18 protein-coding genes and 1 pseudogene are annotated in these 23,471 nt (G+C 70.3%); 3 read left to right on the forward strand and 16 right to left on the reverse strand.

Annotated elements, in window-relative coordinates; translation table 11 throughout:
- Positions 1–3: 3 nt before the first annotated feature.
- The 6 genes from ACNFOC_RS01665 to ACNFOC_RS01690 form a co-directional block, all read right to left on the reverse strand.
- Entirely contained in the window at positions 4–327 is a 324-nt protein-coding gene (locus ACNFOC_RS01665) for an L-rhamnose mutarotase (protein ID WP_416955809.1), read from the reverse strand.
- The gene (locus tag ACNFOC_RS01670; RefSeq protein WP_416955811.1) at positions 324–1,850 is read right to left on the reverse strand and encodes a sugar ABC transporter ATP-binding protein; all 1,527 of its coding nucleotides are present in this window, start codon (positions 1,848–1,850) and stop codon (positions 324–326) included. The genes ACNFOC_RS01665 and ACNFOC_RS01670 overlap by 4 nt, the downstream gene beginning before the upstream one ends.
- Entirely contained in the window at positions 1,847–2,890 is a 1,044-nt protein-coding gene (locus ACNFOC_RS01675) for an ABC transporter permease (RefSeq protein ID WP_416955813.1), read from the reverse strand. Before ACNFOC_RS01675 ends, ACNFOC_RS01670 begins: the two co-directional genes overlap by 4 nt.
- On the reverse strand, positions 2,887–3,951 hold the full coding sequence (locus ACNFOC_RS01680; protein WP_416955815.1) for an ABC transporter permease: 1,065 nt from the start codon (positions 3,949–3,951) through the stop codon (positions 2,887–2,889). The genes ACNFOC_RS01675 and ACNFOC_RS01680 overlap by 4 nt, the downstream gene beginning before the upstream one ends.
- Complete coding sequence (locus ACNFOC_RS01685; RefSeq protein WP_416955817.1) at positions 3,948–5,042, reverse strand: mandelate racemase/muconate lactonizing enzyme family protein; 1,095 nt, start codon at positions 5,040–5,042, stop codon at positions 3,948–3,950. Before ACNFOC_RS01685 ends, ACNFOC_RS01680 begins: the two co-directional genes overlap by 4 nt.
- Positions 5,043–5,111: 69 nt before the next feature.
- Positions 5,112–6,203 carry a sugar ABC transporter substrate-binding protein gene (locus ACNFOC_RS01690; protein WP_416955819.1) on the reverse strand — a complete coding sequence of 364 codons (1,092 nt, stop codon included), beginning with the start codon at positions 6,201–6,203 and terminating at the stop codon, positions 5,112–5,114.
- Between the two features lie 334 nt (positions 6,204–6,537).
- On the opposite strand from ACNFOC_RS01690, the gene ACNFOC_RS01695 reads away from it, so the two are divergent.
- Positions 6,538–7,440 (forward strand): Sco1979 family transcriptional regulator, encoded by a 903-nt coding sequence (locus ACNFOC_RS01695; protein ID WP_416955820.1) that lies wholly within the window; start codon positions 6,538–6,540, stop codon positions 7,438–7,440.
- 32 nt (positions 7,441–7,472) lie between these two features.
- Here the strand turns inward: ACNFOC_RS01695 and ACNFOC_RS01700 are convergent, their stop codons facing one another.
- The 6 genes and pseudogenes from ACNFOC_RS01700 to ACNFOC_RS01725 all read right to left on the reverse strand — a co-directional run bounded on the left by ACNFOC_RS01700 (position 7,473) and on the right by ACNFOC_RS01725 (position 15,503).
- The gene (locus ACNFOC_RS01700; protein ID WP_416955822.1) at positions 7,473–8,288 is read right to left on the reverse strand and encodes an SAM-dependent methyltransferase; all 816 of its coding nucleotides are present in this window, start codon (positions 8,286–8,288) and stop codon (positions 7,473–7,475) included.
- Positions 8,289–8,447: 159 nt separating this feature from the next.
- A complete protein-coding gene (locus ACNFOC_RS01705; protein WP_416955824.1) occupies positions 8,448–9,638 on the reverse strand; it encodes an MFS transporter in 1,191 nt (396 codons plus the stop codon).
- 298 nt (positions 9,639–9,936) lie between these two features.
- Complete coding sequence (locus ACNFOC_RS01710) at positions 9,937–11,724, reverse strand: protein kinase domain-containing protein (RefSeq protein WP_416955826.1); 1,788 nt, start codon at positions 11,722–11,724, stop codon at positions 9,937–9,939.
- A 238-nt stretch (positions 11,725–11,962) separates the two neighbouring features.
- Positions 11,963–12,151 (reverse strand): annotated as a pseudogene (locus tag ACNFOC_RS01715) (MFS transporter); the annotation flags it as partial.
- Positions 12,152–12,511: 360 nt separating this feature from the next.
- On the reverse strand, positions 12,512–14,095 hold the full coding sequence (locus tag ACNFOC_RS01720) for an acyl-CoA carboxylase subunit beta (RefSeq protein WP_416955827.1): 1,584 nt from the start codon (positions 14,093–14,095) through the stop codon (positions 12,512–12,514).
- A gap of 70 nt (positions 14,096–14,165) precedes the next feature.
- Positions 14,166–15,503 carry a carotenoid oxygenase family protein gene (locus ACNFOC_RS01725; protein ID WP_416955829.1) on the reverse strand — a complete coding sequence of 446 codons (1,338 nt, stop codon included), beginning with the start codon at positions 15,501–15,503 and terminating at the stop codon, positions 14,166–14,168.
- Positions 15,504–15,709: 206 nt separating this feature from the next.
- On the opposite strand from ACNFOC_RS01725, the gene ACNFOC_RS01730 reads away from it, so the two are divergent.
- Positions 15,710–16,474, forward strand: a complete 765-nt coding sequence (locus ACNFOC_RS01730) for an AfsR/SARP family transcriptional regulator (RefSeq protein ID WP_416955831.1) — start codon at positions 15,710–15,712, stop codon at positions 16,472–16,474.
- A gap of 2 nt (positions 16,475–16,476) precedes the next feature.
- Positions 16,477–17,214 carry a thioesterase II family protein gene (locus ACNFOC_RS01735; RefSeq protein WP_416955833.1) on the forward strand — a complete coding sequence of 246 codons (738 nt, stop codon included), beginning with the start codon at positions 16,477–16,479 and terminating at the stop codon, positions 17,212–17,214.
- Between the two features lie 107 nt (positions 17,215–17,321).
- Here the strand turns inward: ACNFOC_RS01735 and ACNFOC_RS01740 are convergent, their stop codons facing one another.
- The 4 genes from ACNFOC_RS01740 to ACNFOC_RS01755 form a co-directional block, all read right to left on the reverse strand.
- A complete protein-coding gene (locus ACNFOC_RS01740) occupies positions 17,322–18,149 on the reverse strand; it encodes a 2-oxo acid dehydrogenase subunit E2 (RefSeq protein WP_416955835.1) in 828 nt (275 codons plus the stop codon).
- On the reverse strand, positions 18,146–18,373 hold the full coding sequence (locus ACNFOC_RS01745) for a phosphopantetheine-binding protein (RefSeq protein ID WP_416955837.1): 228 nt from the start codon (positions 18,371–18,373) through the stop codon (positions 18,146–18,148). The genes ACNFOC_RS01740 and ACNFOC_RS01745 overlap by 4 nt, the downstream gene beginning before the upstream one ends.
- Entirely contained in the window at positions 18,370–20,280 is a 1,911-nt protein-coding gene (locus tag ACNFOC_RS01750; RefSeq protein ID WP_416955839.1) for an HAD-IIIC family phosphatase, read from the reverse strand. Before ACNFOC_RS01750 ends, ACNFOC_RS01745 begins: the two co-directional genes overlap by 4 nt.
- Positions 20,281–20,433: 153 nt before the next feature.
- Complete coding sequence (locus ACNFOC_RS01755) at positions 20,434–23,232, reverse strand: LuxR C-terminal-related transcriptional regulator (RefSeq protein WP_416955841.1); 2,799 nt, start codon at positions 23,230–23,232, stop codon at positions 20,434–20,436.
- Positions 23,233–23,471 lie beyond the last annotated feature (239 nt).

Here is a 23,471-nt window from a genome sequence, read left to right on the forward strand (position 1 = left end):
CGCTCACTCCATGAGGAACACCTGCTCCGCCGTGGCCCACCAGTCGCCGGGCGCCGCCTCCGGCACGGGTACCTGACAGGGGGCGGTGAGTTCCCACCACCGCTGCGTGGCCTCGTCCTCGGCCAGCAGGGCCAGGTCCGCCGCGAGATCGTCGCCGTGGTACTCGAAATAGCTGAACAGGCGGTCGCCCAGCAGATGGATCGAGTAGTTGGAGATATGGCTGCGCCGGATCCGGTCGAGCACCGGCCGGGGCACGTGGCGGTGCAACTCCCGGTATTCGTCCAGCTTTTCCGGGTGTACGGCGATGACCTGGGCCACGCGCCTCACGAGCGCACCGCGTCGCGGTCGTGGATCAGGCGGATGACCCGGCCGCTCATGCGGTCGTAGTCGCGGTCGTTGTCGAGCTCGCCGCGGATGCGGTGGTCCGTCATGACGACGATGCGGTCCGCGAGGGTGACCATCTCCGCGAGGTCGCTGCTGATGAGGAGAATGGGCAGGCCGTCGCGGGCCAGGTCCCAGATCAGTTCGTGGAAGGCGCGCTTGGTGCGGACGTCGACGCCCACCGTCGGCTCGTCGATGACCAGCAACCGGGTGTCCGCGGCAAGCCACTTGGCGAGGCTGACCTTCTGCTGGTTCCCGCCCGAGAGCTCGCCCGCGTTCTGCCCGAGCCCCGAGACACGGATGCCGAGCCGGTCGACGAGATCCTGCGCGACGTCCTGCTCCTCGCGCGCCGAGACGAACCCGAGGGCCTTGGCGAGCCGCTTCCACACCGTCACCGTGATGTTGCGGACGATGGGCTGCTCCAGGAAGACGCCCTCCTCCTTACGGTTCTCGGTGACGTATCCGATGCCGAACTCGTGCAGGGCCTGGCGGGGTGACGTGATGCGGACCGGGCTGCCGTGGACGCGGACCTCGCCGCCCGTGATGCGGTCCAGGCCCAGCACCGCCTTGACCAGTTCGCTGCGCCCGGCGCCGACCAGTCCGTACAGGCCGACGATCTCCCCGGGCCGGACCTCCAGGCTGATGTCACGGTGTCCGCCGGCCGTGGAGACCTTGTCCAGTACGAGAGTTGGGGTGGCGGTGGGATCGACCGTGCGGGGGCGCATCTCCGTCGCCGCGTGGGCGCGGCCCACCATGAGGCCCACGATGTCGTCGTGGGTGTGGTCCGACAAGGGAGAGGACTCCAGGACCGACTTGCCGTCGCGCAGCACCGTGACGGTGTCGCAGACCGCGAAGACCTCCTCCAGCTTGTGGCTGACGAAGACGACACAGGCGCCGCGGGCGGCCAGTCGCCGGATCACCTCGAAGAGGCGCTCGGTCTCCTGCGGGGAGAGGGAGGCGGTCGGCTCGTCCAGCAGCAGGACCCGGCTCTCGGTGTAGAGGGCCTTGGCGATCTCCACCAACTGCTGTTGCGCTACGGAGAGTTCGCGTACCGGGCGCTGCGGGTCGAGGTCGACGCCGAGTTCCGCGAGGCACGCGAGGGCCGGTGCGGTCATCGCCTCGCGGTCGACCAGGCCACGGTGCGAAGGGGGGTTCTGGAGCGTGATGTTCTCCGCCACCGAGAAGCCGGGGATCAGGTTGCGTTCCTGGTGGACGACACCGATGCCGGTGCGGGTCGCCTCCAACGGCGAGCGCAGATGCACCTGTTGGCCGCTCCAGGTGAGGCTGCCGCCGTCGGGGGAGTGGACGCCGGTGAGCACCTTGATGAGGGTCGACTTGCCGGCGCCGTTCTCACCGAGGAGCGCGTGCACGCTGCCGGCGGTCAGCCGCAGCCCTACGCCGTCCAGCGCGCGGACACCGGGGAAGACCTTGACCAGGTCCTCGCATGCGAGAAGAACCGTGCCGCTCACTGGGCACCTCCGGTCTGCGGCAGGACGGCGCCGTCGGTCGTCGCGGACTTCTCCAGGCGCGTCTGGTGCAGCCGGCCACCGGCGACCGTACCCAGCACGACCAGGCCGATGAGAAGGTTCACCCAGCTCGGGTCCAGGGAGAACTGGGCCCGAGCGGCGTCGATGAGCCGCGTCACGAAGGCCGCAAGTACCGTGCCCAGTACGGCGATCGAACCGCCGGTGAGGGCCACGCCCCCGATGATCGGCGCGGCGAAGCTCGGCAGCAGCCAGTCGCCGCCGACGCTGCGGTTGACGCCGGGCAGCGAGGCCGTGGCGGTCACGGCGGCCACGCCGATCAGCAGCCCGGACAGGGTGTGCGCGGCCACGATCTGCCGGTCGGTGGAGATACCGGACAGCCGGGCCGCGAGCGGGTTGCCGCCCGCCGCGAGGAGCCGTCGGCCTGCGACCGTGCGGTACATGAACGCGGCCAGCAGCGCCGCCGCGACGAGCGCGGTGACGAAGACGAGCGGGATGTTCAGCGGCGCCGCCGTGCCGAAGTCGCGCAGCGTGCGCGAGTAGCCGTCGACGGTACGGGTGCCGGTGAGCCGGTACTGCGCCCCCAGGAGGATCGTCATCGTCGCGAGGGTGACGATGAACCCGTTGATCCGGGTGGCCACGATGGCGACACCGGTCGCCAGCCCGATGGCCGTCGCCGTCAACAGGCCCACGATCACGGCGACTCCGGCGGGCACACCGTGGTCGGCCATGAGGACACCCATCAGACAGGCGGTAAAACCGCCCAAGGCGCCTACGGCCAGGTTGAGTTGGCCCACGCACAGCGCCACCATCTGGGCCAGCCCGATGAGAATGGGAGTGGCCAGGTACTGGAGGAAGACCCGCACCGAGGGGCCCTCGAAGAAGGAGCCGGACGAGGCGATACCCAGCGCCACGTATCCCACCACGACCACGCACAGCAGCAGCGCCGCCGTGGAGCGGGAGAACCGGCGCAGCGCCGAGCCGTCCCAACTCCCTTGAATGCGCTTCACGTTGAAGCCGTTCATGTCGAGCGCACCACCTTGCGATAGGACACCACCGTGCGGATCCGGTCGGCCGACAAGGCCAGCAGGAGGACACAGCCGAGATAGATGTTCAGGCTCTCCAGCCCGACGCCGAGCAGGTCGAGACCCTTGCGGATCACACCGACCAGAGCGGTGCCGAGCAGCGTGCCCAGCACCGACACCACCCCGCCGGTGAGCAGGGTGCCGCCGAGCACCGCGCCGAGGAAGGACGGCAGCATGAAGTCGTCGCCGATGGAGGCGCGGAACGTGCCGGTGCCCGCCGCCGCCATGAATCCGGCGAGTGCGGCGAGCAGCCCCGAGAGCGTGTGCGCGAGCAGGACCCGGCGTCCGGTGGGAATGCCGGACAGCTCCGCGGCGGCCGGATTGGCGCCGGTGAGCAGCAGTTCACGGCCGATGCGCGTACAGCCGTAGAGGAAACCGAGGGCGAGCATCGCGAGGACGGTGAACTGGGCTATCTGCGGGACGGCGGGGGAGCCGCAGATGGGGCCCGCGCAGATGTCGGCGAGGGAGTAGGAGCGCAGGGCGTCGATTCCGGAGGGGTGGGTGGTGAAGGCGGCGTCGTCGGTGAGGGACGAGTACATGAGGGAGACCAGGCCCAGGAGGGCGAAGTCCATGGCCAGGGTGACGACGAAGGAGCTCACTCCGGTGCGGGCGATGAGCCAGCCGGTGACCGCGCCGATCGCCGCCCCGGCGGCCAGGCACATCAGCAGCCCGACCTGCATCGGGACGCCGAGACGGTCGTAGCCGAGGCCCGCGAACATGGCGCCGAAGGCGGCCATCCGGCCGACCGCGAGGTTCATGTGGCCCACGGACAGGGCGACCATCTGCGCGAGCGCGACCACGGTCAGTGTGGCGACGTCGCGCAGGAGCGGGAAGAGCACCAACTGCTGGTCCAGGAAGGCCGGTCGGAGCACGCCGAACAGGACGCTGAGCGCGATGACCAGGACCAGCAGGCCGAGTCGCTGGTTGACCCAGAACGGCATGCGGTGCGTGGCCGCCTTCTCCTCCGGGACGGTGTCCGGCGGGCTGATCGAGGTCGTCATGCCACCCTCCGGTCGTCCAGCGCGTCCAGGTCCCAGTCGATGCCGATGCCCGGTATGTCGGGAGCGATCGCCATTCCATCCCGGATGGTCAGCTCGGTCCGGGTCACCGCCCTCAACTGCGGTATGTACTCGACGTATTGGCCGTTCGGTACGGCGGCGGCGAGGCTCACGTGCAGTTCCATCAGGAAGTGCGGGCAGACCGCGACGTTGTGACTCTCCGCCAGATGCGCGACCTTCAGCCACGGGGTGATGCCACCGATCCGCGCGGCGTCGACCTGCACGACGGACGCGGCACCGGCCTCCAGATAGCTGCGGAACTGCATGAGCGAGTACATGGACTCGCCCACGGCGACGGGGATGCGGGTCGCCGCCGCGAGCCGCGCGTGCCCGCTGATGTCGTCGGCGGGCAGCGGCTCCTCCAGCCAGTACGGGTCGTACGGTTCCAGCGCGGCCGCGAGCCGCAGGCCGGAGGACGCCGTCTGGGACTGGTTGGCGTCGGTCATGATGTGCAGCGCGGGGCCGACGGCCTCGCGGACCGCGCGCAGGCGTTCCGCGTCCTCGGCGGGATGCGGCCGGCCCACCTTGATCTTGACGCCGGCCCAGCCCAACTCCTGGGCGCGCAGGGCGCTTTTGACCAGTTCCTCGGCGCTCAGATGGAGCCAGCCGCCCTCGGTGTCGTAGACCGGCACCTCCTGGCGGTGTCCGCCCGCCAGTCGCCACAGAGGTTCGCCCGCCCGCTTGCACCGCACGTCCCACAGGGCGGTGTCGACGGCGGCGAGGGCGAGCGAGGTGATGGCCCCGGTGGTGGTGGACCGGGTCAGCGCGAACAGACGTTGCCACAGCGCCTCGACGTTGCGGGCGTCCTGTCCGAGGAGCGCGGGCAGCAAGTGGTCGCGCAGCAGGGCGAGTACGGAGCTGCCGCCGGTGCCGATCGTGTAGGAGTAGCCGGTTCCCGCGAGGCCGTCGGCCGTCTCCAGGTCGACCAGGACCGTCTCCTGTTTGACGAACGACTGCACCGCGTCGGTGCGGTCCTGCTCGACGGCGATGTCGGCCAGCCTCGCGGTCGCGGCCGTGATGATGCTGCTGCTCATTCAGCAAGTCCGGTTTCTGTCGGGGGAGTTGGCCATCAGCGGTGCTTGGCCGTCAGTGGTGGTCGGCCGTCAGCCGCAGGAGAGGATCTTGTCGGCGAACTGCTTCTTCAGTTCGGCGGTCTTCGCCTGCCGTGCCTTGTCGTAGCCGGCGACGTTCGCCTTGGTGACGACGAACGAACCCGAGTCAACCTCCACGCCGGGAGAGCGCACCGTGCACTGCTTCGTCTGGAGCAGCGCCAGCGCCCAGGTCCCGATCTCGGCCTGGCCGACCGGGTTCTGTACGACGGTGGCGGTGACCGTGCCCTGCCTGATGCCGCTGAGGATCTTGGCGTCGTCGTCGATGGCGATGACCTTCGCCTTCGACCCGGACGACTTGACGACGTCGGCCGCGGCGACGGCCGGGTTGTAGGCGGTGGCGACAATGCCCGTGATCTGACTGCCCTTTGCCGCCATCAGGTCGGACACCGCCTTCTGCGCGGTCTGTAGGTCCGTGTCGATGTCGGTGATGGTCTGGAGGAGCTTGACCTTGCCGCCCGACTCCTTCACAGCCTGGGCGACGCCCTTGATCCTCAACTGGGTATTGGCGTCGACGTTGTTGCCGGTGAGGTGGACCAGGGTGCCCTTGCCGCCCATGGCCGCGATCGCCGCCTTCGCGGCTTTGTAGGCGGCGAGTTGGACGTCCGTGGAGAGACAGAAGTCGGCCTCGTCCTTGTCGCCCGCGGGGCACGAACCCAGCGAAGCCACCGGGAAACCCTGCGACTTGAGGTCGGTGAAGGTCGAGTTGATGTCGGTGGGGGAGACGCCGAACACCCCGAACGCGTTGTAGCCGCGCGCCGCGAGCGTGGACAGCAGGTTGTTCTGCTTCTGCTGGTCCCACTCCGCCGTCTCGTCGAAGGCGACGGCTCCGAGGCCGTACGTCTTCTTCGCGGCGGCGCCCGCGGTCTTCCAGGGCTGGAAGTACGGGTGGGCGCCGCCCGGCACGAGGGCGACCTTGGTCCCGGAGCCGTCCACGAGTTCGGCGCCGGCGCCGGTCCGAGCGGCCGGCGCGGCCTGACTGCCCGACTGCGCACCCGAGTTCTTGTAGGTGCAGGCCGCTGTTCCCGAGGCCAGCAACACGGCCGCGACAACTCCGGGCAGGACAGATCTGGTTGGGAAGTGCATGACCCACCCCTGCGGATTCAGATAGGAATCAGATAGGAAATCGATGCGGCGATCGTGGGGGAGGAACCTGCGCCCGTCAAGACTTGCGGCACGAACAGGTGCGGTGGGTAGGGAGTTTGTCGCTCCGTGGGCTCGCACCCGCACCTCCTACTCGGCACGGCTGAGCGTGAAATCGTATAGGAAATACCTGCGTGTCGGCCTGGCCGTAAAGGTGCAGATCATTCCCGCGACTCGAAGATCGCAGGCCCGGCAGCCCTCTAGGATGGCTGGCTTCAGCGTTCGCGGGTGGGCAAGTCGCGGGCGTGCAAGGGCCGTTCACCGCAGGGAGTTGCGCATGGGTTCCGACATGGGTTCCGACGAGGTCTTAACCACGCCGCTGGACGGGTTGTCGGCCGGACCCGTGGTGCCGCGGCTGGTACTGGGCTCACGGTTGCGCGAACTGCGTGAGGAGCGGCACATCTCCCGCGGGGCCTCGGGCGACGCCATCCGCGCCTCCCGGTCCAAGATCAGCCGACTGGAGGCCGGCCGCCACCGCTTCAAGCCGCGTGACGTGGCCGACCTGCTCACGCTCTACGGCGTCACGGACGAGGCCGAGCGCGCGACCCTGCTGGCCCTCGCCGAGGAGGCCAACTCCCCGGCCTGGTGGCAGCACTTCAACGACGTGGTGCCCACCTGGACGCGTGCCTACCTCGGGGCCGAACAGGCGGCGAGCCTCGTCCGCTGCTTCGAGGTCCAACGCGTTCCCCACCTGTTGCAGACCCCCGACTACGCGCGCGCCTCCCTCAGGCTCGCCCACTCGGGCGCCGACGGGGTGGAACTCGACCGACGGGTCAAGCTCCGGATGACACGGCAGCGGATTCTGCGCCGGCGGCCGGCGGCACAGCTCTGGGCCGTGATCGACGAGGCGGCGCTGCGTCGCCCGGTGGGCGGGATCAGTACGATGCGCGCCCAGTTGAGGCATCTCATCGAGATCTGCCGGCTGCCGCAGGTCACCGTCCAGGTGATGCCGTTCCTCGCGGGCGGGCACGCGGGGGAGGCCGGGCCGGTCACCATCCTGCGGCTGCCCGGCGGCCGGCTCCCCGACATGGTCTACCTGGAGCAGAGGGTCACCGCCCTCTATCCCGACCGGCCGACCGAGATCGAGTGCTACTGGGACGTCATGAACCGGCTGGTGGTGGAGGCGGAATCGCCGGAGGAGACTCCGACGATCCTGCATCGCATTCTTCAGGAGACGTGATCCGTCAAAAGACTTGAACTGTCGGGCGGGTTCTAGCGCTTGAGGGCGACCCCGCCGTACTGGTGCACCTCCGCGGGCAGGCCCCAGGCACTGTCGTCGGGGCGCCAGCGGGAGCAGGACGCCACGCCCGGTTCGAGCAGTTCCAGCCCCTCGAAGAAGCCCGCGATCTGCTCGGGGCTGCGCAGGATGTACGGGATCGAACCACCCTCGTTGTACTGGCGGATGGCGTCGACGTAGGCCTCACTGGTGTCGGTGCTGTCGTAGTGGACGAGGTAGCTGCCGGAGGGCAGGGCGTCCACCAGGCGCCGTACGATCGAGCGCGCCTCGTCGTAGTCCTCGATGTGGCCCAGGATGCCCATCAGCATGAGGGCGACGGGCTTGTCGAAGTCCAGCGTCTTGCCGGCCTCGCGCACGATGGTGGCGGGGTCGCGCAGGTCGGCGTCGACGTAGTTGGTGACGCCCTCCGGGGAGCTGGTGAGCAGCGCGCGGGCGTGGGCCAGCACCAGCGGGTCGTTGTCGACGTAGACGATGCGGCACTCGGGGACCACCCGCTGGGCTATCTCGTGGGTGTTGTCCACGCTGGGCAGTCCGGTGCCGATGTCCAGGAACTGCCGGATGCCCTCCTCGGCGGCGAGATGACGGACGGCGCGGGCGAGGAAGTACCGGGCGGCACGGGCTCCGGTCTCTATGCCGGGGAAGATCTCGCGGAACGCGTCGCCGGCGACACGGTCCACCTCGTAGTTGTCCTTGCCGCCCAGCCAGTAGTTCCAGATCCGGGCCGACTGCGGCACGGTGGTGTCGAACCTGGCGAGCGGATCCTGCTCGGAGTTGTCTGCCGCTTCGGTCATGGAAGCTCCTGTGCGTGCGCGGTGAGAACCACGGACCGTCGAAGATCGGCCGTGGGCACCCACGTTATTCCCCCGTGGCACGACCCGTGTGCCGCGCCCGCCCCAACTGCGCGTACCGGCCCGCTCGTTGGCTTGTTCACTGCGCCCGGTGACGTGGAATCAGCCCTCTGCCGCGTGCCGGGTGAGGAATCCGATACCGGCCGCGACGGCGGCGAGTACGGCCACGCTGGTGAGGGCGGCGGGGAGGGAGTACCAGTCCGCCATGAAGCCGATGGCGGGCGGGCCCAGGAGCATGCCGCCGTAGCCGAGGGTGGAGGCGATGGCGACGCCGTCGGGGCCGGCGAGGGTGCCGGCGCGTTCGACGGCGACGGGGAAGAGGTTGGCGAGGCCGAGCCCGGTGATGACGAAGCCGAGGACGGCTGCCCACAGGGTGGGTGCGAGGGCGCCGAGCAGCATGCCGAGGGCGGCGGTCGCGCCACCGGAGACGAGGGTGCGGGTGCGGCCGAGGCGTTCGAGGAGCCGGGTGCCGGTGAGCCGGCCGGCGGTCATGGCGAGCGCGAAGCAGGAGTAGCCGATGGCGGCGGCGCCGGCGGTGGCGTCGAGGTCCTGTTCCAGGTGCAGGGCGCTCCAGTCGGCGAGGGCTCCTTCGCCGAAGGCGGTGCAGAGGGCGATCAGGCCGAAGGTGAAGACGAGGCCGCGGGTACGCGCGTCCAGGCGGCGTGGGGCGGTCTCCTCCTTCGGCGAGTCCGCGGGGGGTTCGGGGAGTGCCGGGGGCTGGAGGCGCAGCAGGCTGCGGCCAACGACGGCGGTGACGAGCAGGCCGGTCACGGTGAGGCCGAACAGATGCTGGGTCGGGGTGAGGACTCCGGCGACGAGCCCGCCGAGCCCGGCGCCGACCATGCCGCCGAGGCTGAACGCGGCGTGGAAGCTGGGCATGATGGGCCGCCGCATGGCCCTGACCAGGTCGACCGCCGCGCTGTTGAACGCGACATTGATCCCGCCGTAGGCCGCGCCGAAGACCAGGAGGACGAGGCCGAGGGTGAGCGGTGAGTGGGTGAGCGGGGGGAGGGAGACGCTCAGGGACAGCAACACGGCGCAGACGACGGTGACTTGGTGGTTGCCGTAGCGGTGGCAGAGGCGGCCGGTGAGCATCATCGTGATGACGGCGCCGGCGGAGACGCCGAGGAGTGCGAGTCCGAGGGTGCTGGCGGAGGCGCCGGTCTGTTCCTTGATGGCGGGGATGCGGACGACCCAGCCGGCGAAGATGAAGCCGTCGAGGGCGAAGAAGGCGGTGAGGGTGATCCGGAGGCGGGTCAGGTCGGTGGGGGTGCCCGGCGCGACGCTGCGCATTCTGGGTTTGTTTATTTGCGGCACAAAGTCAGGCTAGGCGGGGGCCGCGTCCAGGGCAAGAGGGCAGGCGGGCGCCTGGAGCGAGGTGCGGCTCGCCCCGGACGCTGCCCGTGGACCACCTCGGGGTGTCGGCGGTCGGATCCGGAGCGGCATGAACGGACGGGCGCGTCCGCCGACACCACCGCGCGCGGTTTCGCCGGCGGTGCCGCTCCGGGGATCCTTGGACGCCGTGTCGCCCAGGTCGGATTCGGTGACCGGGCAGCCGCTGTCCGGTACCGCGGCGGGTGGGGTACATGCGTCAGTCCGTACTGCGCAGGGCGAGCCAGGTCGCGTGGTCCACGATGCCGTCGGCGTCCAGCAGCCTGTCGCTCTGGAAGCTCTGTACCGCCGACTCGGTTCCGGCACCGAAGTCGCCGTCCACGCCGGTGCTCCCGACGTCGTATCCGCGCTTCGTCAGCATGCACTGCACCTGGAGCACACGCTTGCCGCTGTCGCCGAGGCGCGTGCGTCCGTTGCCGGGGTAGTACGTGCAGTCCGAGATCCAGGCCGGGGTCGCGGGCTCGGTGGTGGGCGGACCGCTCGGGGACGAGGAGGGGGTCGTGTCGGCCGGCGCGCTGGGATCGGCATCGGGAGCGGACGGAGTGCCGTGCACCCCCGGTGCGGAGGAGCCGGAGTCCTCGGGGCGCGTGGCCGCGCCGTCGGGGTTCGCGGCGCCGTCGACGCTCTTGCCGGAGGCGGGCCTCGCGTCCGAGGCCCCGGGTGCCGGTGAGAAGGCGGTGCCGCCGGGCACGGTGCGGCCGGTCGTCGTGGCGGACCCCGGGCCGGAAGCGGCGGGCGGGCCGTCGTCGTGACTGAACACGAAGACCCCCGCGGCCACCGCACAGACGGCGATGCCCGCGGCGACTGCCCGTACCGACTTCCTCCGTGCCCAGGTGCGGACTCCGCTCTCCTGGGGGTGTGCCGTTGGTGTGCCGGAGGCGGCGTCGGCGACCACCACCGGTGGTCCGGGAACGGGCGGACCGGACCGGCCGCCCTGCCCGGCCGGTGCCGACGGCATCGCCATCGCCATCGGCCGTTCGTCCGGAGACCGTAATCGGGCTTGCGCCGCGACGGGGAGGCGGTACAGCACCTCGTACGCCCGCTGCCGGGCCAGGAGTTGGCCGGCCAGCGGCTCGGGCCACACGGTCGTCTCGGTGCGTGCCCCGGCCGCATCGGTCAAGTCCTGCCCGGTGGGCCGCTGTTCGGGCTCCTTGGCCAGGCAGGCGGTCAGCAGCGAGCCGAGCGTCGCGTCCGCCGCCGAGATCTCGGCGAGCAGCTCGGGATCCGGCTCCTCGAACGCCACCCGGTGCATCACGTCGATCCCCGTACCGTCGCCGAACGGGGCATGCCCCATCGCCGCGTACACCAGCGTCCCGGCGAGTGAGAACACGTCCGACGCCGGGTCGGATCTGCCGGTCCTCAGGTGTTCCGGCGACATGTACGCCGGAGTTCCCACCCGGACACCCGTGCCGGTGATCGTGCTGGCGTCCATGGCCTTCGAAATGCCGAAGTCGATCACATGCGCGCCTCCGACGGACAACAGCACGTTGGACGGCTTCAGATCCCGGTGCACGATCCCCGTGGCGGCGAGGTCGGCCAGCGCCTGCCCCAGCTCCGCCACCAGACGCCAGACCGCGGCCGTCTCCAGGGCGCCGTGCTCACGTACGGCGTGCGCCAGATCGAGCCCCGGGAGGTACTCGGTGGCCATCCACAGCAACTCGTCCTGGAAGCCCGTGCCGCACAGTCTCGGTGTGTGCGACGTGCTGACCCGCTCGTGCACCGCCGCCTCACGCTCGAACCGGCGCCGGAAGCCGGGATCGTCCGCGTACTCCGGCCTGATCACCTTCACCGCGGCCAGACCGGGGCTGCCGTCCGCGGGACGTGCGAGGTAGACCCGTCCCATACCGCCGCTGCCGAGCAGGGCCAGCGGTGCGTAGGGACCGATGCGATCCGGGTCGCCGAGGCGCAGGGGTGCGGCACCGGTCTGCCGCAGTGCGGCGGCCTCGTTCGTCGCCAGGTCCGGTGGCAGCGGCCGCTGTTCTGACACGGATCCCCCGAAGTGATGTGCGCCGTACGTCAGTTCGGCCCGAGGATTGACGAGGCTATCCGAGCCGTGGCGTCCGTTCAGGGTTTCCCGCACTTCTGTTCCCCCGGAGGGCTGCTCGGGCTTGCGTCCTGGCAAGTGGTGTACGGATTCGACCTGATCCGTACGTGAGGTCAAGCGCAGAGGCGTGCCGAAGTGTCAGTACTCGGTGCGAGATCTGGCCGAGTTTCTGTGCTTGTGGGGTGTTGATCCCGCCGTAGGCCGCGCCGAAGACCAGGAGGGCGAGGCCGAGGGCGCTGGCGGCGGCGCCGGTCTGGTGCTTGATGGCGGGGATGCGGACGACCCAGCCGGCGAAGATGAAGCCGTCGAGGGCGAAGAACGCGGTGAGGGTGATCCGGAGCCGGGTGAGGTCGGTGGGGGTGCCCGGCACGGCTTTGCGCGTTCGGGGTTTGTTTATGTGCGGCACCGAATCAAGCCAGGTGGGGCCCGCTGGGGAAGACCGCCGACCTGGATCACACCCTCAAGGCGAATCTGCCCACTGTCTGCGCGACCCGCGGGGACTGTCCGAGAGGGGGCGACGCCTGGCGATGGGATTTCGGTGCTGAACGCAAGCCTATGACCTGCAAAAACGCTGGCCATCCCGGAGCCGTCGACGTCCATGGGGCCCAGTTCGGCGCCCGCTCCGAGCAGGGGCTTACAGCGAGATCGATGGCCTGCTCGAACTGCTGACGATGATGAGGCGGGCGGGATCGTATTCGACGCCGCAGGCTGCTCGCCGCGGCCGTAGGTGCTACTGGGGAGGATTGCCGTGTTTACGGACCGGTAGGTCGGCGTGCTTGGTGCGGAGCATCGCGAGCGAGGCGATCAGGACCGGACGGGTGTCGGCAGGGTCGATCACGTCGTCGACGAGGCCACGCTCGGCGGCGTAGTACGGATGCATCAGCTCGGCCTTGTATTCCTTGACCATGCGCGCACGCATCGCCTCGGGGTCGTCCGCCTCGGCGATCTGCCGGCGGAAGATGACGTTCGCCGCGCCCTCCGCGCCCATCACCGCGATCTCGTTCGTCGGCCACGCGAACGTCAGATCGGCGCCGATGGACTGCGAGTCCATCACGATGTAGGCGCCGCCGTACGCCTTGCGCAGGATCACCGAGATTCGCGGGACGGTCGCGTTGCAGTAGGCGTACAGCAGCTTCGCGCCGTGCCGGATGATGCCGCCGTGCTCCTGCGTCACCCCCGGCAGAAACCCGGGCACGTCCAGCAGGGTGACGATGGGGATGCTGAAGGCGTCGCACATCTGCACGAAACGGGCGGCCTTCTCCGACGCGGAGATGTCCAGCACACCCGCGAGAGAGGCCGGCTGGTTGGCGACGACGGCGACGACCTGGCCGTCCAGACGAGCCAGGGCGCACACGATGTTGGTCGCCCAGCGTTCGTGGACCTCCAGGTACTCGCCGTCGTCGACGATCTCCTCGATGACCCGGTGCATGTCGTAGGAGCGGTTGCCGTCGGCGGGTACCAGGTCGAGCAGGATGTCGCTCCGCCGCAGGGCCGGGTCGGCGGGTTCCACCGTCGGCGGGTTCTCCCGGTTGTTCTGCGGCAGCAGCGACAACAGGTAGCGGACCTCCTCCAGACAGGTCCGCTCGTCGTCATAGGCGAAGTGCGCCACTCCGGACACCGTGGCGTGCACGTCCGCGCCGCCCAGGCCGTTCTGAGTGATCTCTTCGCCGGTCACCGCTTGGACCACGTCCGGACCGGTGATGAACATCTGCGAGGTCTCGCGCACCATGAACACGAAGTCCGTCAGTGCCGGCGCGTATGCGGCGCCGCCCGCGCAAGGGCCCAGCATGACGCTGATCTGCGGGATGACGCCCGAGGCGCGGGTGTTGCGGCGGAAGATCCCGCCGTATCCGGCGAGTGCCGACACCCCCTCCTGGATCCGGGCGCCGGCACCGTCGTTCAGCGACACCAACGGCGCGCCCGCCGCCAGGGCCATGTCCATGACCTTGTGGATCTTCGTGGCATGGGCCTCGCCCAGTGCGCCGCCGAAGATCCGGAAGTCGTGCGCGTAGACGAAGACCGTACGACCGTGGACCGTGCCCCAGCCGGTGACCACCCCGTCCGTGTAAGGGCGCTTGGCCTCCAGCCCGAAGCCCGTCGCCCGGTGCCGTCGCAACGACTCGACTTCGTGGAACGAGCCCTCGTCCAGGAGCAGTTCGATCCGCTCCCGTGCGGTGAGCTTGCCTTTCGCCCGCTGCGCCTCGGTCGCCTTCTCGCTCGGTCCGCGCCGGACCTCCTCACGGATCGCGGCCAACTCCGTGACCCGCAGTCGCGTGGCCGCCGACGCGTCGGCAGTCGTCAGTACCTCCGCCATCACTGCTCCTGTTCGTCGGTCGGTTCGTCACGGCTGCCGGGAGGAGTCGTCCCCGCGGCGCGGGCCGGGGTCAGTCGAGATCGGGGACCCAACTGCCGTGCAGCCCCAGCGGGACCGTCACCGGTAGGTGCACCACCGCCACGGGCTCCCCCGCGATGTCCTGGGCCGACAGCACGACCAGATCGGTCGCGCCGCGGTCGGGATCGGAGACCAGGGTGAGCAGATAGCCGTGGTCCTCGGCGCCGTCGGGGGAGGCCGGTGCGAATACGGCCTCGCTCACCGCGTGCCCGGCCGGGAAGGCATGTGTCTCGGTCTCCCCCGTACGGAAGTCCCGTTTGAGGACGGCCTCCCCGCTCCTGAGCTGGAAGGTGCCGAGGCCGGAGACGGTGTAGCCGTAGCGGTGCGGGCGGGACACCAGTCGCTCGTCGATCCGCGGGTACTCCTGCGCCCGGTCGTCCAGCGTCTCCTGGACCGTCTTGCCGCTCGCGAGGTCCAGCGTCCAGCGCTCCAGCACCGGCGGCGGGTTGTCGTCGAGTCGGCCACCCTGGAGCATCCTGGGGAACTTCACGAGGTCGACCACGACGTGCTCGCCGTCGTCGTAGGCGTTGAGGGTGTGGAAGACCCAGCACGGCTCCACCTCGAACCAGCGGACGGAGTCCGCGTCACCGTCCCGCGGCAGCAGACCCACCCGTGAGGGGTGCGCGTCGTTCCAGGCGTACGGGAAGGACGCGCCGGTCATGGCCAGGTCCATGCTGAAGGTGACTGGAAGGTCGTAGATCACGGCGAATCGGTCGGTCAGGGCCAGGTCGTGGATGAGGGGGCTGTCCGACACCGGGATGTCCACTGTGCGGGTGATCAGCCCTGCGGAGTTCAGCACCGAGTACTGGACGTGCGGCCAGCCCCAGAAGTACGCGACGGCGTGCAGGTCGCCGGTGTCCGGGTCGCGCTTGGTGTGCGCGGAGTAGGTGCCCGGCAGCGTGCCGCCGAAGTCGGTGGGGCCCAACGAGCCGAGTTCGTAATCCAGTTCGTACGGGGTCGCACCGCCCTCGCCGAGCGCGAGGGTCCGGCCGGCATGTCCGATGACGTGGGTGTTCGGCGCCGCGTCGATGTCGGAGAACAGCGGGCCCGGCGTCCAGTCCTCGCCGAGCGCCCCCGCGATCGCCTTGGAGCGCACCCAGCGGTTGCGGTACCACTCGGCCCGGCCGTGTCGCAGCCGTATCCCGTGGACCATGCCCGCGCCGAGGAACCAGTGGTAGGCCTCGGCGTCCTCCAGCCCCAATGGGTTGGGGCCGTTGCGCAGATAACGTCCGTTCAGCTCGGCCGGGATGCGTCCTGTCACCGGCAGGTCGAACGTCGTGGTCTCTTCCGTGGCCGGGGCGAACGGTCCTTCGAGATAGCGGTTGCCCATGGGTGCTCCCGTAGCGTCGGTCCGATACGCCGATGCTCACAGCGGGGGCTAAAGACCACCTTGCGTGTCGCTACCGCACCAACATGTGACGTGGGTCACCGACCCGACCACGTACGTGCTTTCGCTGATGCGTACAGATATTCGGCCGTGACAGGCTCGACCGGCCAGATCGTAGGAGTCGAGGCACACCTGACGGGGGCACGTTCATGCGCTACGAGATCCTTGGTCCGCTCCGCGTCAAAGACGAAGAGGAGGTCGTCACGGTCAGCGCCCGCAAGATGCAGGTGCTGATGGCCGCTCTCCTCATCCGCTCGGGGGAGATCGTCTCCTGCGAGCAACTCATCGCGGAGATCTGGGGCGACAGGCCGCCCCGGCAGGCCACCGCCGCTCTGTACGTCTATATTTCGCAGCTCCGCAAGATCCTCGAACGGCCCGGCGGACCGCGCGTCATCGTCACCCGCCCGCCCGGTTACCTGATCGCGCCGCAGGAGGGCCAACTGGACCTCCACACCTTTCAGGACCTGGTCAACCAGGGGCGCGCGGCGGTGCGCGAACACCGCCACGCCGACTCCGTCGCGCACTTCACGTCGGCTCTGGACCTGTGGCGGGGGCCCGCCCCGGTCGACACCTCCAGCGGCCCCATCATCACCGGGTTCACCGCCTGGCTGGACCAGATGCGGTTGGAGTGCACCGAGAAGCTGGTGCAGGCCAACCTCCAACTCGGACTGCACAGCGAGCTGATTCCGCTGCTGTTCGCGTTGATCGCCGAGTATCCCCTGCACGAGGCCTTCTACCGGCAGTTGATGCTCGCGCTGTACCACTCCGAGAGGCGGGCCGACGCGCTCCAGGTGTACCGCTCGGCCCGTCAGGTGCTCCAGCGGGAGCTGGGCCTCGAACCCGGGCGTGGGCTGCGAGAGTTGCACCAGGGCATCCTCGGTACCGACTACTCCGGTATCCGGCAGGTGGTGTGATCGTGGGGCGCAGCACCTGGTTCCGTGGCTATGTGGCGGCCCCGCTGGGTGTGCCGCGACTGCTCTGTCTGCCGCACGCGGGCGGGAGCGCGAGTTTCTACCACCCGCTGGCGCTGCGGCTCGGCGCGGACATGGAGACGCTGGCGGTGCAGTACCCCGGTCGACAGGACCGGCGGACGGAGGAACCGGTCACGGACATCGGACGGCTGGCCGGGCACATCGTGGCGGCGCTGGACGCCGAGGACGAGCGCCCGCTCGCACTGTTCGGGCACAGCATGGGCGCGGTCGTGGCCTTCGAGACCGCCCGACAGCTGTCTGCCGCCGCCCGCCCGCCCGCCGTACTGATCGTCTCGGGACGCAGGGCACCCTCCCGGCAGGTGCCGGAGACCGTACACCGCCGTGACGACGCGGGCGTCCTGGAGGAACTGCGCAAGCTCGCGGGCACCGACGCGCGGGTGCTGGGCGACCCGGAGCTGTTGGAGATGATTCTGCCGGCGATCCGCGCGGACTACCGGGCACTGGCCGGCTACCCCGTCACGGACGCCTTGGTGGACTGTCCGCTGGTGGCGCTGACCGGTGACCGGGACCCCGTCACTCCCGTCGAGGACGTCCTTGCCTGGGCCGGGCACACCACGGCCGCCTTCGCCTCCCAGGTGTTCCCCGGCGGTCACTTCTATCTGGCGGAGCAGCAGGACGAGGTGGTGCGGTCGATCCGCGACGCGGTGAAGTCCTGGGCCTGACACGGGGGAGGGCCCGCCGGCTGCTCGTTCGGACCGGCGGGCCCTTTTTCGTACCTCTCTCGGTGTCGTCGGCCGCGGTGACATGTGCGGCGGCAGCCGTGGCGTTCTCAGTCGGTGGCGCCGTGGGCGGCTGTCTCCGCGGCCGATGCGGTGTGCGTGGACTGCGGTCCGGTGGTGTAGGGGGCGAGAGACTCCAGGGACTCCTTCACCTCGTGCAGCACGTCGGCGGCCTCCGCGCCGTCCACCACGCGGTGGTCGAAGGCGAGATTCAGCCGCAGCAGCGGGGCGGTGGTGATCTCCCCGGCGCGGACCACCGGTCGTTCCTCCACGCGGCCGAGTCCGAACGTGAGGGTGGTGCCGCCCACCGAGTGGAAACCGTGTACGTCCCGGTGACCGAGCGAGGTCACCGCGAAGCCGCCCATCATCGCCTCCCGCCGCGCCAGTGAACGCCTTGACAGCCTGAACACCGCACGGCCGACGGGCTCCGGCAGCCGTTGCAGCGAGCGCACGGGTGCGAACTCAGGCATCCGTTCCGGGTCCCCGTCCCGGTAGTGGGCCACCTGCCGCTGGATGTCCGCCAGGGACGCCGTGTCCAACCCTGGCAGCACCGCCGACAGGACCACCCGCCGGCCGCTGAGCCGCTTGTCCAGAGTGATCTTGGCGGAGGCACCGGTGAAGGACCGGACCCGATGGCCGAACAGTCCCCGGTGGACCGCCGCGTTGGCATCCGGGTGGGCTGCCACGACCCGCGCCGCCGTGTGCAGGACATAGGTGAGGGTCGAGTACGCCTCGCCGTCCGTCCTGGCCGCCGCCCGGTGCGCGAGCACTCGCGTCATGTCGACGTCGGTGTCGAGAAAGACCGGCGCGAAGTCGGCGACATGGCCGAGGAAGTAAAGGGTGTGCAGCCGCGCGCGGGGGAAGGGGGTGCCGTTCACCGCGGCACCGTCAGGGCGTAGACATGGGCGAGGCTGGGAGCCTCCAGGACGTCCGGAAGGGACAGGGACCGGCCGGTCTCGCGTTCCAGGACGGTCAGCAGCGTCAGCAGATGCAGTGAGTCCCAGCCGGGCAGCGCGTCGAAGCCTGCTTCCACGTTCTCACGGGTCACCTCCAGGCCTGTCTCGTCGCGGACCAGGACGACGAAGTCGTCGATGCTGTTCACAGCGTGCTCTCCTCATGGACCGGGGAGGCCGGGCCGGTGCCGGTCCGGTCGTCCAGCGTGATGTGCGGCGGCGGCGCGGGCAGTTCCGCCAGATCGTGGCGGAACGCGGTCACGGTCTCGTCCCGCCCGACCACCTTGAACCCGCCGCGCTCCAGGAAGTCCCGCACCTTGCCGTTCTTCGCCGTCAGCCGGTGGCTGCCGGTCACCTCCAGGACTCCGTCGGCGCGAGCGGTGCGCAACACCGCGGCCAGGCAGGCCTGTTCGATGCCACGGGAGAACACCCGGCAGCTCAGCAGGAAATTGCCGATGTCCAGCCGGTCACCCTCCCGGTGCAGCAGCACCGCCCCGACCAGCCCGTGGTCTCCGAAGCGGTCGGCGGCGTGGATGGTGAGTACGCGAGCGCTCGGATCGGCCAGCAGGTCGCCGACCGCGGTCGGCTGGAGCCGTACCGTCGTCAGGTTGAACTGATTGGTGCGCAGCGTCAGTTGGGAGACGCGGGTGACGTCGTCCGGGTCCGCCGGGGCGATCCGCACCTGAGTGTCGAGTTCGCGCAGATAGCCGTCGAGAGAGTCGAAGCTCTCCAGGAAGGTCTTCCGCTCGGCCTCCTGGCGGTAGCGGGCCGGACGCGCCCGGTCGTCGGCGGTCAGTCCGGCCACGTCGAAGTGCCCACCGGCCAACAGATGCCCGGCGTGCCGGGCGGGCTCGTCGTCGAGCTGGACGACGGCGACCTCCGGCAGTTCGTGCCGGACCAGCCCGCACTCGTAGGGATTGTCGTCCACGAAGACAAAGCTGTCGGTGCCCAGGTTGAGCACCCGGGCGAGTTCCCGCAGGCTCTCGTGCTTGGGCCGCCAGCTCGCCGCGACACTGACGAAGTCCTCCTCCCTCAGCACCATGCCGGGGTGGGTGCGCAGCACCTCCCGCACGGCCTCCGGGTCGTTCTTGCTGACGATCGCCAACAGCACGCCCTGAGAGCCCAGTTGTCGCACCACACGCTGGAAGTCCTGGAACGCCGCACCGCGGTACCCGTCGCCCAGCTCGATGCCGTCCGGCCCGTCGTCGCCGAGAACACCGCCCCACAGTGTCCCGTCGAGGTCGAGGGCCAGCACCTTCCTGGTGCGTCCGGTGAGCCGACGCGCGAGGGGGCCGATCTGCCGGGCGTAGCGGCCGAGCAGAGCGGGCGAGAGGTTCGCGTGCGCGTAGGCGCGCAGCCGGACGTCCTCGACCGGGACCCCCTCGCCGGTCAGGGCGCCGAGATCCACGACGACCGACGACGGATACTGCTCCGGCAACGCCAGTATCCGGGCGTTCGCCTCGTACCAGAGCCGCCCCAGCCGGGCCCGTGCGCTCTGGTCGGTGCTCAGCGCCGTCAGGGACGCGGGCAACGGCAGTGTGTTGAGGACGAGCACCGCCTTGCTGCGCTCGGTGAAGCGGGCCGCGAGCCCCTCGACCGTGCGGACCTTCTCCTCCAGAGCGCGGGCGACGTCGTCGACGTCCCACGGCGACGGCAGCGCGTCCAGCACCACGGTGTGGTCCAGCAGACAGAGCACCAGGTCGGGGGATGCCGCGTACAGACCGCTCTCCGGGTCGGCCAGGTCGAAGACCCAGGAGTCGAAGTCGGACATCATCGGGCGGACGACGACGCCGGCCGCGGCGAACTCCGCGGTCAGTGCCGGGACCAGCTCCGCGAGCGTGCCGTGCCCGGTGACGGCCACCGTGAGCGAGGCCAGCCCAGGATGCGCCGACAGCAGGTCCGCCGGATCGAGAGCGGCCAGCCGACGGCCCGCGCTGGCCCGCCCGTTGTCGTCGAGCGCGTCGAGCAATGGACCGATCCGGGGGAATTCCGCGAGGAGCGTGCCGTTCCTCTGCAGGGCCAGCAGTTCGTTCAACGCGTCCGGTTGGCTCGTCACCATTGCGGTCCTTCCGGGAAATAGGCAGGGCTCGGGCTGCGCCACCCACATTCCGAGACCGCTCTAAAGACGCACTTACGCGTCCCTTGCCGCATTCCCCGGTTCCGGTTCCGCCGTGGCCCGTCGATCGGACGGCCACGGCGGAACCGGGGCTCACCAGGCCCGGACCTGGTGCTCGCTCCCGGCCGCCTGCGGGGTGGGCGAGCCGGTCTGTCCGGCCGCTCCCGCCAGCAGCAGTGCCAGCGAGGTCCGCGAGTCCACATTGAGCTTCCGGTAGATCCGGGACAGGTGCACCTCGACCGTGCGCGGGCTGACCGAGAGCTGCCGGGCGATCTCCCGGGTCTTCCTGCCGTCGCCCGCCATCGTCGCGATCTCCCGTTCCCGGGGCGTGAGTTCGGCCATCGCCACGGGCTCCGCCTCTGGCGCGCGCAGATGCCGCAGAAAGTGCACGATCGTCTCTGAGCCGATCCGGTGGGCGAGTTCGTCGGCGAACTGCATCATCGACGCCGCGTCATCGGCGCGGCCCGCGGCAGCGGCACAGGACGCGCCGGCCATCAGGGCGAGCGCCTGTTCTCGGGTCATTCCCTCCGACGAGAAAAGGAACGCCGCCGTCCGGTAGCTGTCGAGCGCAGCCCCCAACTCGTCGCGGGTGCGCAGGGCGTGACCCCGGGCGATGCCGGCGTGAGCCTGATGCGAAGCACGTCCCGTGAGGCGCGCGACCTCCTCGGCACGGGCCGCCCAGCCGTCCGAGGTCTGCACCGGATCAGCCGGCGCCGAGAAGGACCGGCCCGACTCCATCACCGCTCCGGCCAGCAGTTCGAACGACCGGGCGCGCAACGCGAACGGCATTTCCTGCAGCGTCGGGCCGCCGCCGGTGTCGAAGGTCAGGGTCACCGCCCTGCGCCGGTCCCCGCGCAGGCGTGCCACGGTCGCCAGGGCGAAGGGGGCGGCCAGCGCCCAGCGGAACCGCTCACCCTGCAAGACCGTCACGGCTTCCTCCGCAAGCCGGACCGCGTCCTGTTCGGGCTCCGCCCAGGCCGCCCCGAGCGCCTCGACGGCGAGGGCGAAGCCGTGGACGTGCCGGGCGTTCGACTCCTGGGCCAGACTGCCGGCCTCACGGGCGAGTTCCTGGCTCACCGAAGGCCGGCCGATCTGCAGATGCGTCACGGCCAGTCCCAGCAGCAGGACCGGCAGCAGATGATGCTGGCCGTACTTCCGGGCGATGGCCGTACCACGGGCGAAGTGCCGTTGCGCACTGTGGAACTCGCAGGCCAGCGTCTCGCCCCAGGCGAGCGTCGTCAGGTACGGCAGATGGGAGGCCAGGTCCAGGTCGGTGAACCGGTCGATGAGCGCGGCCGCCTCCGCGAGCGCGGCCGTGGCGGCGTCCATCCGGTTCTCCTGGGCAGCGCCGAGCCCTTGCAGGGCCAGCGCGCCGGCCTCGGTGAGCCCCGAGCGGTGGGAGCGGGCGATCCGCAGCGCCAGATCGATCCTGCCGGGGGCCGGCGGGCGGCCGTCGATCGCCGCGATCAGGCTCTCCACGACGATCATCTCGACCGTCTCCAGCGGGGGTTCGGGCAGGTACTCGAACCGGGCGAGCTCCGCTCCGAGCAGTGCGTCGGCCTCGGCGTGGTTGCCCAGCAGCACTTCCACCTGTGCGTAGAGGGCGATCGTTGCCGGGGAGAGCATCTCGTGTGCGGAGCGCAGCGCGTGCAGCAGGTCACGCCCGGCCTCCAGCCCGCCTCCCGTGGCCACCGCCGTGGCCAGGATGGTGGTGAGTGCCCGGCGGGGCGCCTCGTCCTCGGCCGGTGTGATGGCGAACGCCGCGCGGGCCCAGCGTGCCGCTGACTGCGGGTCCGTCAGCAACGCCTCGCGTGCGGCCTGGTGCAGGATCCCTACGTCCCCGGGAAGAGGGTCGCCCAGGCAGTGTTCGAGGTGGGCGGCGAGTTCCGCCGCGGACGCCGCCCGCGCGGCCAGGTGGGTGGCGGCTCTGCGGTGTCCGGCGGCCAGCCAGGCGGGGTCGGTCTCCTGCCCGACGAGCCGGCGCAGCAGCGGGTGGCGGTAGGAGAGCCGGATGCCCACGGCTCGCAGGATGTCGCGTTGCAGGAGGCCGTCGAGCGCCTCGACGGTACGGGAGACGTCGAACTCGGTGACCGCCGCGATGGATTCCAGGTCGAAGGACCTGCCGCCGAGCAGGGCCGCGGCGCGGGCGGCGGCCAGTTCGTCGGGGCCCAGCCGGGTGATCTCGGCCAGGACGGGGGCCGCGTACCGCTCCTTCACGGCGCCGTCCGGGTCGGACTCGGCGAGGGCCAGCAGAAACAGGGGTACACCCTGGCTGAGCCGGTGCAGTTCGAGGAGCCGGGCATCCGAGGCCGGCATCCCGAGGATGCGAGCGGATTCCGCCGGGGCGAGCGGGCCGAGATCGATGCGCTGGACGGTGCCCTGCTCCACGCCCCGCGCGAGTACCGTGCGCAGGGTCTGGGGGAGTTGCTTGGGGCGGTGGGTGAGGACGAGCAGCAGCGGCACCGTCGCCGTACGCCGCATCAACTGCTCCAGCAGGTCGGCACCGACCCGGCCCGACCATTGGAAGTCGTCGAGCAGGACCACAGCACGGCAGTCGCCGGCCGGCGAGGGGAGGGAGCGCAGCGTCTCGTGGAGAAGACGTCCGTTCGTCGGGGCCGGCGCGTCGGAGAACGGCGATCCGCCGTGCACCGGGATGCTTTCCGGACCAGTCGATTCCGCATAATGCGCATTCAGCACCGCCAATCCCATGCGCTGAGCTCTCGCGGATATCGCCGCCAGTATGCGAGACTTTCCCGTGCCGGGCGCTCCGGCGATTTCGATGATGCGCCCCTGGCCGCCTTTCAGTGCAATCAGCGCGCTGTGCAGCGATTCCATCTCCGTCCGCTGCGACACCGGTATGGGAATTCCGGAACCAATAGTGCCAGACGTCATGATGCCACCCCGTTGAATGCAGGAACGCACGATGAAAAGGGGTCGCCGCGACAGTCCGCGGCGAGTCTCACCGCCGTGGCAGCGACGCGGCACCCCCAGCCGAACGCCCGCGCCTGTACTCGCCGTTGAGCAGCAGGCGCCCGCGGAACGGTCTGGGCGGCCGGCGGTCGCCCACGGCGTAGATACATCGACACCGACTCGGTCCGGGCGGGAGGGCGACGTCGTGATCGATCGAAAGG

The sequence above is a fragment of the Streptomyces colwelliae genome (genome assembly GCF_048158785.1).
GTDB lineage: Bacteria > Actinomycetota > Actinomycetes > Streptomycetales > Streptomycetaceae > Streptomyces.

Coding starts and splice junctions, on each gene's coding strand:
- ACNFOC_RS01675 (WP_416955813.1), bottom strand. CDS start 2,890: ATGAACGGCTTCAACGTGAAGCGCATTCAAGGGAGTTGGGACGGCTCG.
- ACNFOC_RS01680 (WP_416955815.1), bottom strand. CDS start 3,951: ATGACGACCTCGATCAGCCCGCCGGACACCGTCCCGGAGGAGAAGGCG.
- ACNFOC_RS01685 (WP_416955817.1), bottom strand. CDS start 5,042: ATGAGCAGCAGCATCATCACGGCCGCGACCGCGAGGCTGGCCGACATC.
- ACNFOC_RS01690 (WP_416955819.1), bottom strand. CDS start 6,203: ATGCACTTCCCAACCAGATCTGTCCTGCCCGGAGTTGTCGCGGCCGTG.
- ACNFOC_RS01695 (WP_416955820.1), top strand. CDS start 6,538: ATGGGTTCCGACATGGGTTCCGACGAGGTCTTAACCACGCCGCTGGAC.
- ACNFOC_RS01700 (WP_416955822.1), bottom strand. CDS start 8,288: ATGACCGAAGCGGCAGACAACTCCGAGCAGGATCCGCTCGCCAGGTTC.
- ACNFOC_RS01705 (WP_416955824.1), bottom strand. CDS start 9,638: ATGCGCAGCGTCGCGCCGGGCACCCCCACCGACCTGACCCGCCTCCGG.
- ACNFOC_RS01720 (WP_416955827.1), bottom strand. CDS start 14,095: ATGGCGGAGGTACTGACGACTGCCGACGCGTCGGCGGCCACGCGACTG.
- ACNFOC_RS01725 (WP_416955829.1), bottom strand. CDS start 15,503: ATGGGCAACCGCTATCTCGAAGGACCGTTCGCCCCGGCCACGGAAGAG.
- ACNFOC_RS01730 (WP_416955831.1), top strand. CDS start 15,710: ATGCGCTACGAGATCCTTGGTCCGCTCCGCGTCAAAGACGAAGAGGAG.
- ACNFOC_RS01755 (WP_416955841.1), bottom strand. CDS start 23,232: ATGACGTCTGGCACTATTGGTTCCGGAATTCCCATACCGGTGTCGCAG.